This window comes from Azospirillum sp. UENF 111221 (assembly GCF_058780625.1).
Map to the genome: position 1 here is coordinate 1,366,869 of NZ_JBSNCH010000005.1, position 16,234 is coordinate 1,383,102.

Consider the following 16,234-nt stretch of genomic DNA (forward strand, 5'->3'; position numbering starts at 1 on the left):
TTGTCTTGACAGGTCAGGCGGCGATGACGGGCGAGCGCATCTATCTCTACGACACCACGCTGCGCGACGGGGCGCAGACCCAGGACGTGGATTTCTCGGTCGCCGACAAGATCGCGATTGCCAAGGATCTCGACCGGCTGGGCATCGATTACATCGAAGGCGGCTGGCCGGGCGCCAACCCGACCGACGACCAGTTCTTCGCCGAGGCGCCGGAGCTGACGCGCGCCACCTTCACCGCCTTCGGCATGACCCGCCGCCCCGGCCGCAGCGCCGCCAACGACCCGCAGCTGACGGCCCTGGCCCAGTCGCGCGCCAAGGCGGTCTGCATGGTCGGCAAGAGCTGGGACTTTCATGTCGACGTGGCGCTGAACATCCCGCGCGAGGAGAATCTCGACCTCATCCGCGACAGCATCGCAACCCTGCACGCCGCCAAGGGCGAGGCGCTGTTCGACGCGGAGCATTTCTTCGACGGCTACAAACGCAACCCGGCCTATGCCGTGTCCTGCATCAGGGCGGCGTTCGAGGCCGGCGCGCGCTGGATCGTGCTGTGCGACACCAACGGCGGCACGCTGCCGCACGAAGTCGACGCCATCGTCCGCGAGGTGGTGGAGACACACGGTATCCCCGGCGACCGGCTCGGCATCCATTGCCACAACGACACCGAGAATGCGGTCGCCAACTCGCTGGCGGCATTGCGGGCCGGCGCGCGGATGATCCAGGGCACCATCAACGGGCTGGGCGAGCGGTGCGGCAACGCCAACCTCGTCTCGCTGATCCCGACGCTGATGCTGAAGATGGGCTACGAGACCGGCATCCGGCGCGAGGACCTGCCTCTCCTGACCCAGCTGAGCCGCGCCTTCGACGACCGGCTGAACCGCGCGCCCAACCGCCACGCCCCCTATGTCGGCGCCAGCGCCTTCGCCCACAAGGGCGGGCTGCATGTCTCGGCGGTTGAGAAGGACCCGTCCTCCTACGAGCATGTGGCGCCCGAGGCCATCGGCAACCGCCGCCAGATCGTCATGTCCGACCAGGCCGGCCGCTCCAACCTGATCGTGCGGCTGCGCGACATCGGCATGGTGGTGGATGCGAGGGACGACCGCCTTGCCGGCCTGCTCGACCTGGTCAAGCAGCGCGACAGCGACGGCTACGCCTACGATACGGCGGAGGCCAGCTTCGAGCTGCTGGTCCGGCGCGAGCTGGGCGAGGTGCCGCGCTTCTTCGAACTGCTGCGCTTCCACGTCACTGACGAGCGCCGCTACAACGCGGTCGGCAAGCTGGTGGTGGAATCGGAGGCGGTGGTGCGCGTGCGCGTCGGCGACGCCGTGCGGATGGAGGTGGCGGACGGCAACGGCCCGGTGCATGCGCTCGACGTCGCCATGCGCAAGGCGCTGGAGCCAGCCTATCCGGCGCTCGCCAGGGTCAGCCTGTCCGACTACCGGGTCCGCATCCTGGCCGCCAAGGACGGCACCGGCGCCATGCCGCGCGTGCTGATCCGCAGCGCCCGGACCGACGGCACCGAATGGTCGACGCTGGGCGTGTCCACCAACATCATCGAAGCCTCGATGGAGGCGCTGGTGGACAGCTACACCTACGCCCTGATGAAGGGCGAGGCGAAACCGGTCTGAGAGACGGCGCGAAGGGCCACGCGGCACCTTCCCAGCATGGCGATGTTCTGTTAGCTAGAGCGGTTTCTCGGGGCGCTCGCATTCACGCGGGGCCGGCTCCGGTCATCAGCGCCCGTATTGCCGCGGGTCCGCTCTCGGAGGATCATCGCCATGCTCTGGCTCGCCGCCTATATCGGCAGCATTCTTGCCATCAACTTCGCCTTCAGCCTGTTTCCGCACCTGGATCTGGTCTGGTCCTGCTGGGCCGGCCTGATCTTCATCCTGCGCGACATGGTGCAGGTGCGCTTCGGCCACTGGGCACTCGCCGCCATGCTCAGCGGGACCGTGCTGTCCTATCTGCTGACCGATCCCTTCGTCGCCACCGCCAGCGTCGCCGCCTTCGCCGTGTCGGAGATGATCGACTGGGCGGTCTTCACCGTCACCCGCCGCCCGCTGCGCGACCGGCTGTGGATCAGCGCCGCCCTGTCGGTGCCGGTCGACACCGCCATCTTCTTCGGCATGCTGGACGTCTGGGATCCGGCCGTCTGGGCCGCCAGCTTCGCGTCGAAGCTGCTGGGTGTCTCGGTGGTCTGGCTGCTGATGCGCGCCCGCGACGGGCGTGTGGCGGTCGCGGCGTAAGGCTGCGCGGTGTCAGGCCGTCGGCTCCGGATGCCCTCTCCCACCCTCTGCCAAGCGGGGTTAGGGAGAGGGCACCGCAGGCCGTAGTCTTCAGAACCGCTTCACGAACCGGTTGAAAAGCCGCCCCAGCGGTCCGGTCATCCGCAACCCGCCGATGGTGGTGGCGAGGCACAGGCAGCCTTCCGGGTCGGACACCGGGCGGTGGACCAGCGACGGGTCGCCGATGGCGATGTCACCGGGCAGGAAGGCGCCGAACTCGTCGGAGAAACCGCCCTCCAGCACCACGGTCAACTCGATGCCGCCATGGGTGTGCTTCGGCACGCCGACGCCGCCCTTCATGCGGATCAGCTTGGTGGTTCCGTCCGGGCCGGACAGCAGCTCCATGCTGCGCATGCCGGGCTGCAGGAACCGCCAGGCATCCTCCTCCAGCCGTCCTTCGCGGTCGAGCCGGCCGCGCAGATAGCTGCGCAGGGGCTCCGGATAGCGCGACCGCTCCGCCGAATGCTTCACAGCCGGGCGGCAGGGCGCCGGCCGCTCATGGTCCAGGCGGGCCATCAGCGCCTCCAGGCAGCCGTCGGACAGCGGTTCCGGTTCCAGATCGTCCAGCAGGGCGCCGCCGATCGCCTCCATCTCCGTCACGGCGTGGCGGCAGGCGGGGCAGAAGGCCATATGCGTGGCGACGGCCAGCGACGCGCCCTCGCACAGGGCGCCGCCGGCATAATCGATCAGCAGGGTGTCGCCGGGGTGGTGGCTCGGCCGGTTCATCAAAAATGCCTCATCCGACATCCTTCAGCGACCGGCGCAGGCGTTCCATCGCCAGACGCAGACGCGATTTGACGGTGCCGAGCGGGATGCCGTGCTCCGCGGAAATGACGCTGTGCGGCTTGTCCTCGAAATAAGCCATGCGCAGAAGCTCGGCCTGTTCCGGCGGCAGGTCCTTCAGCGCGGCGCGCAGGCGCCCGCTGCTCTCCTTCGCCTCGATCCGGCGGTCGGCGGCCTCATCGGGTTCGGGCACCAGGGCGGGATCGTCGGGGTCGATCTCCGGCCGCTGTTCGCGCCGCAACACATCGATCCGCTTGTTGCGGGCGATGGTGAACACCCAGGTGCCGGCCGAGGCGTGGATCGGATCGTAGGTTTCGGCGCGACGCCAGACCAACAGCATGACCTCCTGAACAAGCTCTTCCGCCCCGCCGGAATCGCATCCCAACCGGCGCAGATAGGTTTTCAGCCGTGGCGCGAAGTGGCCGAACAGAACCCCGAACGCTTGGCGGTCCCGCTCGCGCCCTACGGCGACGAGCAGATCTTCCAGGCTGGGGGCCATGTCGGCCGCGGGGGTGTGCTGGTCCTGCATGGTCCCATTCAAGGGGAACATCGGCTTCCGCACAAGCCGGGGATGGCACCCATTCCCGGAATTCGCGGCAGCCGCCCCGTTTTCAAGACCTCTGCGTCAATCCTGCACTCTGCCCTGCATCCCGCGGGCTTTCACGCCGGGCTGTATGTCGCATCGTGACCTTCGGTACGCAACCGTCCAGCCGCTGGATCACGAAAAAACCCGGCCTGCGGCATTTTGTTCGGTTTAGCCGGACGATTGGGCCGCCCCGTCTCTCCAGACCCTATCTGATGAACCCCATGGCGCGCAGGGCGTCGGCCACCTCCGGCATCTCCAGCGCCTCGACGAAGCGGCGGACGGCAGGACGGTCCCGGCGGGCAGCGGGGATGACGAAATCGTAATGCTCCTCCTGCAGCGGCAGGAAGCCCAGCCCGTAGAGGTTCGCCGCGGTTTCGATGGCCACACCCCAGTCGGCACGGTTCTGCGCCACCGCGACGGCGACGGCGTTGTGCGACTTGGCCTGCGTCCAGTAGCCGGTCGGCCGCGCCGGCCCCAGCAGCCGGTCGGTCAGGATGCGGGTGCCGCTGCCGGCATTGCGGTTGATCAGGATGCAGTCGGCCAGACCGGCGACCGCGGCCACCGCCTCCTGCGCCGCCCTGCCCTCGAACCGCGGATCGCCGCGGCGGAAGACGATGCCCTGCATGCGGCGGTAGCCGGTGACGAGGTCGAGACCCGGTGCCAGGAACGGCGTGTTGTAGGTGCCGGTGGCGGGGTCCATCAGGTGGACGGGGGCGATGTCGCACTCCCCGCGCCGCGCCGCCGCCAGCCCGCCCATCGAGCCGACATTCAGCGCCTTGACCGTCATCCCCCCACCGATCAGGCGGCCAAGCACGGCGTTCAGGCCGATGCACTGGCTGCCGACCACGATCAGGTCGGCGGGCGTCAGCGAACGGCCGAGCAGCTGGACCGACACCGGCGTGCCGGCCTCCACCGCCTCGGCCTGGGCGTCGATGGCGAGGAAGCCGTCGGCATGGCTGAAGGCGGTGACCGCACCCGACCCCTTCGACAGCGGATAGGCCGCCAGTTCGCCTTCCCCAGCACCCCCGCCGGCGCCATGGACCAGCGAGACCATGACATATTCGGTGCGCCCGCGCTCCGACCCCAGCCGCACCGGCAGGGTGGCAGTGACCTCCTCCGCCTGTGCCGGCGGCAGGCCGGCCAGGGCGCGGATCACCGGGGCGACGAAGCTGTGGAAGGTGAACATCGCCGAGGTCGGGAAGCCCGGCAGGATCACCACCGGCCTGCCGCCGGTCACCGCGAGGCACAGCGGCTTGCCCGGCTTCAGCGCCACGCCATGGGCGACGATGCCGGGGTCCGACAGCTGCGCCACGATGCGGTGGGAACGGTCGCCCGCCCCCTTCGACGTACCGCCCGACAGCAGCAGCGCGTCGCAGTCCAACCCCCGGGCGACCAGCTTCTCCAGCGCCGCGTCCTCGTCCGGGGCGATGCCCAGCGGCACCGGCTCCCCGCCCAGTTCGGCGACGGCGGCGGCCAGGATGGCGCCGTTGCTGTCATAGACCGCTCCGGTGCGGATCGGCTGGCCGGGTGCGACGATCTCGTCGCCGGTCGACAGGATGGCGACACGCGGCCGGCGCACCACGGCGACCTCGCCCAGCCCGATGGCGGCGAGCACGCCGATCTCGCGCGAGGTCAGCAGTTGGCCCTTGCGCAGCACCACCTCGCCCCGGCCGATGTCGGAGCCGGCGGCGGCGACGAAGGCGCCGGGGGTGGCCGGGCGGGTCAGGCTGACGAACAGGCCGTCGGGCCGCTCCACCGCCTCCGTCGTCTCCACCATCACCACGGCGTCGGCGCCGCGCGGCAGCATGCCGCCGGTGGCGATCACCGTGGCAGTGCCGGGCTCCACCGTCAGTTCGGGGGCATGGCCGGCGGCCAGCACCTCGTCGTTCAGGCGCAGGGCCACCGGCCGATCCTCGGCAGCCCCCACGGTGTCGGCGGCGCGCACCGCGAATCCGTCGACCACCGAGCGGTCGAAGCCGGGAACATCGACATCCGCCGTCACATCGGCGGACAGCACGCGCCCCAGCGCGGCCGATAGCGTCACCCGCTCCTCCCCCCGTGGCGACAGGTCGAGATGGCGGTGGAAGCGGGCACGCGCCTCCTCGCCGCTGACCACCTCCAGGAACTGGTCCTGGCGGGCGGCCTGGGCGACGAAACGGCGGATGTCCTCGCGGCTGCGGTCGGAACTGTGCACGCGGCAAACCTTTGCTCGATAAGATCAGTCGAACCTGTACATGGTGACGGGAACGCCGTCAGGCACGCCTTCGCTGTCCGCGCCGATCAGGACGAAGCCGTCGGCCCGCGCCGCCGCCGCCAGTCCCGGCCAGCCGGGCGAGGCCACCGGCTCGACCCTGCCGTCCCCATCCAACCGGACCCGGTGCAGGTCGAGGCAGCCGATTTCCGACACCAGCTTGCGCGCCGTCACCGCCCGGACCGTCGCATGGGGCAGATCGGCCGGCAAGCCGGCAGCGCGCCGCACCGCTCGGCCAGCCAGCAGTTCATATGCCGCCAGCGCCGCCATCGGCTCCCCCGGCAGCAGCAGGACGGGCACCGCGCCGGCAATGCCCAGCCCGGCACTGCCGCCCGGCCGCATGGCGATGCCGTGCAGGTCGATGCTGCCGGCCTGGGCCAGGGCGGACGCCGCCACATCGTCGGGGCCGGTGCCGGTTCGGCCGGCCGACAGGATCAGGTCGGCGCCTGGCCGGGCGAAGGCCTCGGCCAGGGCATCCGGGTCGGCCGGCACGGTCTCGACCACCTCGACACCCCCGCCGTCGCGCCCGACCAGCGCCGCCAGCATGGTCGCGACCTGCTCCGGCGCGTTGGCCTTGGGACCGCCGGCCATCAGAATCCGCACCCGCGGCGCCGGCAGGACCGATAGGGTGTCACGCCCCGCGGCGGCGAGCAGGCCGAGATCGCCGGGACGCAAGCGCCGCCCGGCCGGCAGCAGCGCGTTTCCGGCGGCGGTCCAGGCGCCTTGCCGCTCAACCCCGCTGCCGGGCGCCACCGTGTCGATGGCCTCGATGAAGGGACCGACGGCCTGCGCCGCCTCGTAGGGGATCACCGCGTCGCAGCCTGCCGGAAGAGGGTCGCCGGCGCTCACCGCGACCGCCGCCGTCAAGGGCACCGGGTTGTAGGAGCCGGCACCCAGCGTGTCGGCCGCCGCCACGGCATGGCCGTCCACCGCGGCACGGTCTGCCGCGGGCCAGTCCGCCAGCGCAGCGACGGCGCCGGCCAGCCGCAGCCCGCCGCATTCCGCCACGGGCCGGACCCTTGCGGCAGGCACGGCGACCCGGCGGTCGATCCAGTCCCAGCCATCCGCCAGCGGCGCACGGCGCGGGAAACCGCGGCCACGAACATCGTAAAAGGAAGATCCTGTCGGCGGCGCCGTCACAGCGCCGGCACCATGGCGTCCTGCACGCGGTTGCGGCCGGTGCGCTTGGCGCGGTAGAGCATCTGGTCGGCCATCTCCGCCAACTGCTCGGGACTGCCGTCGGCCGACGGGATCACGGTGGCGACCCCCAGGCTGATGGTGACATAGGGAATAACCGGCGACTGCGCATGCGGGATGCGGCATTCGGCGACGCCGGTCCGGAAGCCTTCCGCCACGCGGACGGCGCCGGGGCCGTCGGTCTCCGGCAGCAGGCAGACGAATTCCTCGCCGCCATAGCGGGCGACGAGGTCGCTCGGGCGCTTTGCCCGGCCCGACAGCAATTCGGCCAGCATGCGCAGGCATTCGTCGCCGGCCTGATGGCCGTAATGATCGTTGTAGGCCTTGAAATGATCGACATCGAGGATGATGAGCGACAGCGGCAGGTTCGACCGGGCACAGCGCCGCCATTCGCGCGCCATAGCATCGTCGAAGCGGCGGCGGTTGGCGATGCCGGTCAGCCCGTCCAGGAAGGACAGGCTGCGCAGCAGGTCGGTCTGCCGCTTCAACAGCAGATGGTTGCGCACCCGCGCCTTCACGATGGGCGGGCTGATCGGCTTGGTGATGAAGTCGATGGCCCCCACCTCCAGGCCACGGGTCTCGTCCTCCACCTCGCTCTTGGCGGAGATGAAGATGACTGGAATGTCGTGGATGGCGGGGTCGGCCTTGATGCGCCGGCACACCTCAAACCCATCCATCCCCGGCATCATGATGTCCAGCAGGACGAGATCCGGCATCCGGGCCTGAACCAGATCCAACGCTTTCTCGCCGTCGGTGGCGAAATAGATGTCGTAGTCGTCCTTCAGGATGCGGCTCAGCACATGGACGTTGGACGGGATATCATCCACCACAAGGATTTTCGGACGGGGATCGGCCATCAGCGCGTTCAGACCATCGGTTATGGGAGGCCGAGGTTGCGTGCTATCCGCCGCACGATTCCAAGTGCCTTGGTGAAGTCCAGACCGTCGATGGCGGTGGACAACCCCTTCATCGTCGAAGGCTCGACCCAGTCCGTCAGCAACGGCGCCAGAATAGCGAACTCCTCCGCCGCTGCGAAGTTACTCTCTTGCAACAAAGTTACGAATTGGGGTAGGCGATTCGCCAGCAACGACCGGGTTTCCGCCGACCGGCCGGACATCGCCGGCTCTCCCGCCGGCCCCGTCTTCCCGTCGGGCACCGCGCGCAGCCGCTGCGCGCTCTCCAGCACGAGCGCCAGTTCGCTGCGCAGCACCGGCACCTGGGCAGCAGCCGCGACGGCATCGTCTCTGTAGGCGGCGATCTGCAATGCATCGGCGGCGACCGACAGGCCGCGTGCACCGAGGTTGCCGGCGACGCTTTTCAGCTCATGCGCGATGGACTTGGCAGTGGCCAGATCGTTGCCGTTCACCGCAGCGGCGATGCGTTCGGCGACATTGCCATAGCCGTCGGCGAACTGGCCGATGAAACGGCGGAACAGGTCGGTATCCCCGCCCAGCCGGTTGAGCGCATCGGCAATGTCGATGCCCGGCAATCCATCGGGCAAATCGGCCAGCGGTCCGGCGGGACGGCCAATCGGCATGGCGCGCGTCAGCATGGCGTCGCCTTGCAGCGGGACAGGGGCGGCGCCACAGGGCGCGCAGGGCCGCACCGCCACCAGCGGCGGCCCGATCCAGCGGGCCAGCGTGGCGAACAGCTGCGGCAGGTCGAGCGGCTTCGGCACATGGGCGTCCATTCCGTTGTCGAGGCAGCGTTGCCGGTCCTCCGGCAGGGCGCTCGCCGTCATGGCGATGATCGGCAACAGCCGCCCACCAGGCAACGCACGGATCGCTGCGGTCGCGGCGAAGCCGTCCATGTCCGGCATATGCACGTCCAGCAGCACGGCGTCGAACGGCTGGCCGGCCGCGCGCACACAGTCCAACGCCTCCCGCCCCGTCGATGCCGCGGTGACCGACGCGCCGGCGCGCTCCAGGATCTCGCACGCCACCTGCCGGCTGATGTCGTTGTCGTCGGCCAGCAGCAGCCGGCGGCCATGCAGCGCCCGGCTGGCGTCCCAGGCCGGCCCGCCCAACCCGCTGCCGCCGGACGGCGCCGGAACCGGGGATGGCAGGAGAGGCGCGCCATGTCCGGCCTGGGCATAGGCGACGGTCACGGCGTCGAGCAGGGTGGAGGCGGTGACCGGCTTCACCAGGAAACCGGATATCCCGGCCTCCTCGAAGCGGGCGCCCAGCCGCTCGCGGCCATAGCCGCTGATGACGATGATCATCGGGGTGCCGGCATGGACATCGGCGCGGATGCGGCGCGCCGCCTCAATGCCGTCCATCCCCGGCATCTTCCAGTCCATCAGCACCATGTCATAGGCATGGCCTGCCGCGGCGGCACGTTCCAGTTCGGCGATGGCGCTCTGGCCGTCGCAGCAGGCGGTGACGGTCCAGCCGAAGGCGGTGGCGATGGCGCCCATCACTTCGCGCGCGGTGGGGTTGTCGTCGACCACCAGCACCGTCAGGTCGCGCGGCACCGGGCGCGGGTGGGAGTCGGGCAAGCCGGCCGCAGCCCCGCCGGTTCGCCGGCCGGCCCCACCGGGATGGCGGCCGAACTCCGCCTGGAAACGGAAGACGCTGCCCTTGCCGGGCTCGCTCTCCACATCCATCGTTCCCTTCATCAGCCGGACGAGCCGGGCGCAGATCGCCAGCCCCAGCCCCGTGCCGCCGAACCGCCGGGTGGTGGAGCTGTCGCCCTGGCTGAAGGCCTTGAAAAGCCGGTCGCGCTGGTCCGGCGGGATGCCGATGCCGGTATCGCGCACGGCGAAGTCCAGCACGGCGCGCCCATCGTCACCCAGCGACCGCACGCCGACCGACACCACGACCTCTCCCGCCTCGGTGAACTTGATGGCGTTGCCGGCGAGGTTGATCAGGACCTGCTGGAGCCGCAGCGGATCGCCGATCAAATCCAGCGGCACATCCGGCGCCACCGAGAACAGGACGTCGATGTCCTTCTCCTGCGCGGCCGACCCGACGATGACCGCCAACGTCTGCAACAGATCGTCCAGGCGGAAATCGACCCGCTCCAGCTCAAGCTTGCCGGCCTCCACCTTCGAGAAGTCGAGGATGTCGTTCAGGATGCCCAGCAGCGACTGCGCCGATACCCGCACTTTCTGCACGTAATCGGCCTGCCGGCTGTTCAGCTCGGTCTGCTGCAGCAGGTGGATCAGCCCGAGGATCGCGTTCATCGGCGTGCGGATCTCGTGGCTCATGTTGGCCAGGAACTCGCTCTTGGAGCGGCTCGCCGCCTCCGCCGCCAGCCGGGCGCGCTGCATCGCCGCCTCCGCCCGCTTGCGCTCGGCGATCTCGTGGAAGACCACCACGGCGCCCTCGACCTTGCCTTCGGCCAGCATCGGAGACGCCGTGTACTCCACCAGGAAGGGTTTCCCCACCTTGCTCCAATAGGTGTCCTCCAGCCCGCGCCGGCTCTCCCCGCTCAGCAGCACCTCGGTCACCGGGCATTCCAGCGCCGGGAAATGGCTGCCGTCGGCACGGCGGGAATGGATCAGCGCATGCAGGTTGCCGCCCAGCAGCTCCTCGTTGGAATAGCCCGTCAGCGCCGAGGTGGCGGGGTTGGCGAAGGTGATCATCCCGTCGCGGTCAATGCCGCAGATGCTGTCGGACGCCGAATGCAGGATCAGGTTCAAACGGCGGTTGGCGCTGGCAAAGGCCTCGTTGGCGGTTTCCAACTCGCTCTTCTTGGTGTCCAGCTCGGCGTTGGTGTCGGCCAGCATGCGGCGGCCGGCCACCTCGCGCTCCAGGCTGCGCAGCGCGGTATAGGCCAGACCGGCGCAGGCCAGCACCGCCAGCCCGACCAGGATGCTGCCCCGGAGTGTGCGCTCCCGCCAGGGGGCCAGTTCCGTCCGCTCCGACAGGGCGACGAAGACGATCAGCGGCAGGGTCGGCACCCGCTGATCAGGACAGGATCCGCTTGCCGACCCCGTCGGGTCCGTCGGTCTGGAACACCTCGGTCGCGGCCTCCGCCGCATGGCGCAGAACCGTTGGACCTTCCGGCCCGTCCAGCGGCTCCGTGTCGGGGAACCTCAACACCGGCTTGCCGTCGGTGCGGTAGATCGCGATGGCCGAACCGGCTCCGAGTTCCAGCCCCTCGTACAGCATCCGGTAATAGTCGAACTCGATGTTGGTGTGGATGACGGCCAGCAGCGCGCCGTCCTGCCGCATCGCCCGGCTGACCGTGAAGGAAAGCGCTCCGGTCAAACGGCCGGTGATCCGTTCACCGACGTGGAAATCGACGCCATCGCGATGGGCGCGAAAATAAGTCCGGTCGGCGACGTTGCCTGCCGGTGCCGGAAACTGGCGGCTGGTCAGCACATTGTCGCCGTTCGGGCGATGCACCCACAGCGCCGCGATTTCCGGCAGGTTGTCCACCATATCGCGGATGGGGATCCAGGCGTCGCGGTTGGTGTCCAGGCCGGGCATGCCGTGATAGCGGATCAGGTCCTGCACGCGGCCGATGGCGAGGTCGGCGGTCGCAACCGTCCGCCGCACCTGCTCCTGCAGCAGGCGGGCGGCGGACTGGGCCTGTTCCCGGCTGTTGCGCAGAGTCTCTTCCCGGTCGGCCCAGACGACATAGCCCCAGAAGCCGGCGCCGAGCAGCGCGATCAGCGCGAAGGCCGCGGCCAGCAACAGACGGGTGCGGGTGGGCGAAAGCGTGAGTGCCGCAGCGTCGATCGGGTGTCTGTCCATCATTGCAGAGTTGTCGCCGCACCGCCGCCGGCAACCGGCGCCACCCGCCGGTCCTTCCGCCTAGATCGGTCGGAGTATGGTCTGGCGCCGGCTGCGTCCGCAAGCAACTTGATGTGCACAAGGGTGACGTTCGCGACACCCGGCGCTTGCGGGGGACCCCTCCGGTACAGCCCCCCTTGCACCGCCTGTGTCCGTACAACGGCTGGGGCATCGTCCCCATATTCACGTCCGATATTTGTCATGCCCGCCCCGCCCCCTTCGCCCTCGCCTCCGCCGTGAAAGCGACCGTCCGATGGCCGACCGCCGCCCCCTGCCGCCCAAGCCTTTCCTGTTCGCCACTCTGCTGGCTTTGGCCGCCGGCCCGGCCCTGGCGCAATCGGCGCTGACCGGCCCGGTGCGGTCGGACCCGATGCAGACGGTCGGTGCCGAGGTGCATGTGCGGATCGAAACCCTGCCGAAGCCCTATGCCACGCCCGCGGTCGCCAACGAGGCGGTGCTGGTGCCCCGCCCCGCCGAGCAGCCCCTGCGCGCGCCGCGCGGCTTCACCGTCACCCTGTTCCGCGACCATGTGGAGAATGCGCGCAACCTGCTGGTCCTGCCCAACGGCGACGTGCTGGTGGCCCAGCAGCGGCCGGGCACCCTGACCCTGCTGCGCGATGCCGACGGCGACGGCCGGGCGGAGATGGCCCAGGTCTGGGCCGACGGCTTCGACCATCCCTTCGGCCTCGCCTTCCATGACGGGGCGGTGCTGGTCGGCGATCTGGCCGGGGTGTGGCGGCTGCCCTGGACCGCCGGGGCGACCCAGGCGGGGGAGCGGCGGCGGCTGACGGCGGAGGGCGCCTTCGGCAGGCGCGGCGGCCATGCCACGCGCTCCGTCGCGGTGGCGCCGGACGGGCGGCACTTCTATGTCGGCATCGGATCGGAGGGAAACATCGGGGTGGAGCCGGAGCCGCGCGCCACCATCCAGGAATTCCGCATCGACGGCAGCGGCCAGCGCACCTACGCCGCGGGCCTGCGCAACGCGGTCGGCCTCGCCTTCAAGCCCGGCACCGGCGACCTCTATGCCGTCGTCAACGAGCGCGACGGGCTGGGCGACCAGCTGGTTCCCGATTTCCTGACGGCGGTGAAGCCGGGCGGCTTCTATGGCTGGCCCTATTCCTACATCGGCGACAACCCGCAGCCCGACCTTGCCGGCCGGCGGCCCGATCTGGTGAAGGCGGCGCTGGTGCCGGGGCTGCTGTTCCAGGCCCATTCGGCTCCGATCGGGCTGGCCTTCGGCGACGCCACCCATTTCCCGGAGCGCTACCGCATGGGGGCCTTCGTGTCGCTGCACGGGTCGTGGAACCGCTCGCGGCCGACGGGCTACGCCATCGCCTTCGTGCCTTTCGACACCGCACCCTTCGACAAGAGCCGGCCGACCGGCACCTACGAGACCTTCGTCACCGGCTTCCGCGTCACCCCGGCCGCGGGAACCGCAACGGGGAGCGCCGCGGAGGGCGACGAGACCCCGAAGGTCTGGGGCCGGCCGAGCGGGCTGGCGGTGACCGCCGACGGTGCCCTGCTGATTGCCGAGGACGCCTCCGGCACGGTCTGGCGCGTCGCCTATGCCGCAGCGGACAAGGATGCCGAGAGGGAGCCGGCGGGCAGGACGGCTCCCAGGCCCTGACGGGTCAGCAGCACTCGTCCTCCAGCTGGCGCAGCATCGCCAGCCCGTCCTCGTCGTCGTGCTCCTCGAAGAGGTCGGCGATGTAATAGATGTTGGCGCAGAGCAGGCACAGCCCGTCGGCCTGCCGTTTCAGCGGGTCCTCGGCCACCGCCAGCTTGGCGCGGAACCGCTCCCAGAAGGCGTTGGTCTTGGCGGGGTCGTCGATGTGCATGTACAGGCGGTCGATGATGCGGCGGCTGTTGCCCTCGCAGTCGATCCCCTTGAACGAGACATAGCGGTCGGGCGCGTCGATGCTGTCCACGGGTGCGGGCTCCTCATTCCGATTGGCAGGGGCCGGTCGGCAGGGGTGGGGAAGATTGGTCCGATGCTTCCCCGCTGGCACGCCTGCGATCAAGCGGCCCTGCACCAGCGGCATCCGGCCTGCGCGAATGGCGGGATCGCTGCATGAACGGAACGGTCGCCGAAGCTTGACCATGCCCGGCCCACGGACCACTCTCGCGCCACGGATGCAACCGACGGGCGATTGGAACGGGGGACATGGCGGTCCAGGACTTTGCGGCGGCGGCCGGGCATTTCCGCGACGGGCGCCGGCAGGAGGCGTATGACGCCTGCATCGCGCTTCTCGGCCGGGAGCCGGAGACGGGAGACGCCTGGCAGCTTTCCGCCATCGTCCGCTTCCAGCAGGGGGCCGACGGCGCGGCGGATGCGATTGCGCGCCAATGCCGTGCCTGCGCCTGCGATCCGGCCCGCGCCGACTATGCCGCCAACCTCGCCGCCATGATCAAGGCCCGCGGCGACGCCGGGGCGGCGATGGTCTGGCTGCGCCGCACCGCCCTGCTGACCCCGGCCGATTCCATGCCCTGGCGCCGTCTGGCCGCCGCCCGTCAGCAGGCTAGCGACCGGGCGGGCGCCGTCGACGCCCTCCGTGAAGCGGCCGGCCGGCATCCTCTGCGATCCGACCTCCATGCCGAGCTTGGCGCGCTGGCCTTGCAGCATGGGGACGCAGCCACGGCCGTGCAGGCCTTCCGCAACGCCCTCGTCCTCACTCCCGGCGATGCCGGCGCCCTGCGCACCGTTGGCGTCGCGGCCCTGCAGCATGGCCCGGCGGAGGCGTCGGTGGCTTGGCTAAGCCGGCTGCTGGCGGTCGAGCCGGAGCATGAGGACGGCTTCTGCGATCTGGCCCTGGCTCTGCACCGCCGGCAGATCGCAAGCGGCGGAGCCCGGTGGCGGCATCATGACCGGCGTCGGTTTCCACCCGCTCCCAACCGGCTGCGCGTCTATTACCGGCTGAGCGACCGCGGGAACCCCAAGGAGAAGATCGCCGGCCCCTTCGCCTGCCTGGCCAATTTCCTCGATGTCTTCCGTCCGGCCGCCGACGAGCTGCGGGTGATCGCCGACAATTGCCGGGACGATACGGTGGAGCGGGTGGAGGCGATGCTGGCACAGGCCGGCTGTCTCCATCCAGCCGTCATCCAGCGCACGGCGCTGGGCCATCACGGCTCCTTCCTGCATGCCAAGGCGCTGGCTCTGGCCGACCTGTCCGACCGCCAGTATGACCAGGACGCCATCGTCTATTTCCTGGAGGACGACTATCTGCATCTGCCCGGTGCCCGCGCCATGCTGGCGGAGGGGTTGCAGATCGCCGATTACGTGACGTTGTACGACCATGCCGACAAATACGCCGCCCCCGAGGCCACCGGCCTCGATGGGGTGATCGCGGCCGGCGGCGAGGAAACCTGCGTGCTGCGCCAGCCGCTCAGCCATTGGAAATTCACCGCCAGCACCACCATGACCTGGGCCTGCCGCCTGTCGACCCTGCGCGAGGACGGCGCCGTCTGGGACCGCTTCCGCATCGAACGGCGGTCCATCGACTATTGCCTGCACTACACGCTGGGGGCGGCCGGCCGTTTCCTGGCCTGCCCGCTGCCGGGCCACGCCACCCATGGCGAAGCGAACTGGGCCTCACCCGGTCGCGACTGGCCGGCGCTGGCACGGCAGATGGAACAGCGGCTATAGCGCCAGCCGCTTCTTCAGCGCCTCGGCCCGGTTGCGGCTGACCGGCACACGGGGGGCGCCGGGGGCGGCCATGACGAAGGCGGCGCGCCCGTCCTGCCGCTCCACCGCACGGGCATGGCGCAGGTTGACGATGTAGCCGCGATGGGTGCGCACGAAGGATCGGGCGTCGAGCCGCGCCTCCAGCTCCGACAGCGGCAGGCCGCAGAAGAAGGCGCCATCGGCGGTGTGGACCGTGGTGTAATGGCCGTCGGCCTGGAGATAGACGGCATCGGCCGGGTCGAGCAGCACGATCCCCTGCCCCTTCTCCACCGGCAGCTTGACCAGCGGTTCAGGCGCCTGCGCCGTGGGCGGTGGCGACGGCGGGACTTGGACATCGGCCGCCGATGGCCGCGCCGCCTCCATCAGCATCAGGGCGGTGACGGCACTCCCCTCCCCCGCCGCGGTGGCGGGCGCCAGCGCGGTCGCCTTCACCACCAGCACCCGGCCGGGAAGCGCCACCATCATCGAACAGGCCGATGCCGGGGCCGCCGGTTCGCCGGCCGCGGCCAGCAGCAGTTCCACCTTGGCGCGGTGGGAGGGCGGGTGCAGGTCGTGCAGATAGGCGCCGACCAGACCGGCCGCGCGGTCGCCCAGCAGCCGGACCGCCGCCGGGTTCAGGGCCAGCACCCGCCGCGCGCTGTCCAGCAGCACCAGCCCGACATCCATGTTCTGCAACGCATAGTCCATGGACGCCCACTATAGCGGTGCTTG

The 16,234-nt window shown here is 70.3% G+C and carries 13 protein-coding genes; 4 read left to right on the top strand and 9 right to left on the bottom strand.

What is annotated here, in order from left to right; translation table 11 throughout:
• Positions 1 to 23 precede the first annotated feature (23 nt).
• Both cimA and ACWPN3_RS21015 read left to right on the top strand, forming a co-directional pair.
• Positions 24 to 1,625: a citramalate synthase gene (gene cimA / locus ACWPN3_RS21010; RefSeq protein ID WP_492241035.1), complete on the top strand. Its 1,602-nt coding sequence runs from the start codon at positions 24 to 26 to the stop codon at positions 1,623 to 1,625.
• Positions 1,626 to 1,775: 150 nt separating this feature from the next.
• On the top strand, positions 1,776 to 2,243 hold the full coding sequence (locus ACWPN3_RS21015; RefSeq protein ID WP_109445523.1) for a preQ0 transporter: 468 nt from the start codon (positions 1,776 to 1,778) through the stop codon (positions 2,241 to 2,243).
• 90 nt (positions 2,244 to 2,333) lie between these two features.
• Here ACWPN3_RS21015 and ACWPN3_RS21020 read toward each other — a convergent pair whose 3' ends face one another.
• The 7 genes from ACWPN3_RS21020 to ACWPN3_RS21050 all read right to left on the bottom strand — a co-directional run bounded on the left by ACWPN3_RS21020 (position 2,334) and on the right by ACWPN3_RS21050 (position 11,805).
• Complete coding sequence (locus ACWPN3_RS21020; protein WP_492241036.1) at positions 2,334 to 3,008, bottom strand: ChrR family anti-sigma-E factor; 675 nt, start codon at positions 3,006 to 3,008, stop codon at positions 2,334 to 2,336.
• 10 nt (positions 3,009 to 3,018) lie between these two features.
• On the bottom strand, positions 3,019 to 3,594 hold the full coding sequence (locus ACWPN3_RS21025) for a sigma-70 family RNA polymerase sigma factor (protein WP_109452609.1): 576 nt from the start codon (positions 3,592 to 3,594) through the stop codon (positions 3,019 to 3,021).
• Between the two features lie 262 nt (positions 3,595 to 3,856).
• On the bottom strand, positions 3,857 to 5,845 hold the full coding sequence (locus ACWPN3_RS21030; RefSeq protein WP_492241038.1) for a molybdopterin biosynthesis protein: 1,989 nt from the start codon (positions 5,843 to 5,845) through the stop codon (positions 3,857 to 3,859).
• A 24-nt stretch (positions 5,846 to 5,869) separates the two neighbouring features.
• On the bottom strand, positions 5,870 to 7,042 hold the full coding sequence (locus ACWPN3_RS21035; protein WP_492241040.1) for a molybdopterin-binding protein: 1,173 nt from the start codon (positions 7,040 to 7,042) through the stop codon (positions 5,870 to 5,872).
• Positions 7,039 to 7,926, bottom strand: a complete 888-nt coding sequence (locus ACWPN3_RS21040; protein ID WP_492241041.1) for a diguanylate cyclase — start codon at positions 7,924 to 7,926, stop codon at positions 7,039 to 7,041. The genes ACWPN3_RS21035 and ACWPN3_RS21040 overlap by 4 nt, the downstream gene beginning before the upstream one ends.
• Before the next feature lie 50 nt (positions 7,927 to 7,976).
• Positions 7,977 to 11,003, bottom strand: coding sequence for a response regulator (locus ACWPN3_RS21045; protein ID WP_492261724.1), 3,027 nt, complete (start codon positions 11,001 to 11,003; stop codon positions 7,977 to 7,979).
• Positions 11,004 to 11,010: 7 nt separating this feature from the next.
• On the bottom strand, positions 11,011 to 11,805 hold the full coding sequence (locus ACWPN3_RS21050) for a PDC sensor domain-containing protein (protein ID WP_492261725.1): 795 nt from the start codon (positions 11,803 to 11,805) through the stop codon (positions 11,011 to 11,013).
• A gap of 289 nt (positions 11,806 to 12,094) precedes the next feature.
• Here ACWPN3_RS21050 and ACWPN3_RS21055 point away from each other — a divergent pair, with 289 nt between their 5' ends.
• Entirely contained in the window at positions 12,095 to 13,468 is a 1,374-nt protein-coding gene (locus ACWPN3_RS21055; RefSeq protein WP_492241043.1) for a PQQ-dependent sugar dehydrogenase, read from the top strand.
• A gap of 4 nt (positions 13,469 to 13,472) precedes the next feature.
• Here the strand turns inward: ACWPN3_RS21055 and cowN are convergent, their stop codons facing one another.
• Positions 13,473 to 13,769: a N(2)-fixation sustaining protein CowN gene (gene cowN / locus ACWPN3_RS21060; RefSeq protein WP_085090167.1), complete on the bottom strand. Its 297-nt coding sequence runs from the start codon at positions 13,767 to 13,769 to the stop codon at positions 13,473 to 13,475.
• Between the two features lie 236 nt (positions 13,770 to 14,005).
• On the opposite strand from cowN, the gene ACWPN3_RS21065 reads away from it, so the two are divergent.
• Positions 14,006 to 15,484, top strand: coding sequence for a tetratricopeptide repeat protein (locus ACWPN3_RS21065; protein ID WP_492241044.1), 1,479 nt, complete (start codon positions 14,006 to 14,008; stop codon positions 15,482 to 15,484).
• Here ACWPN3_RS21065 and ACWPN3_RS21070 read toward each other — a convergent pair.
• On the bottom strand, positions 15,479 to 16,210 hold the full coding sequence (locus ACWPN3_RS21070; RefSeq protein WP_492241045.1) for a LytTR family DNA-binding domain-containing protein: 732 nt from the start codon (positions 16,208 to 16,210) through the stop codon (positions 15,479 to 15,481). The genes ACWPN3_RS21065 and ACWPN3_RS21070 overlap by 6 nt on opposite strands.
• Between the last annotated feature and the right edge of the window lie 24 nt (positions 16,211 to 16,234).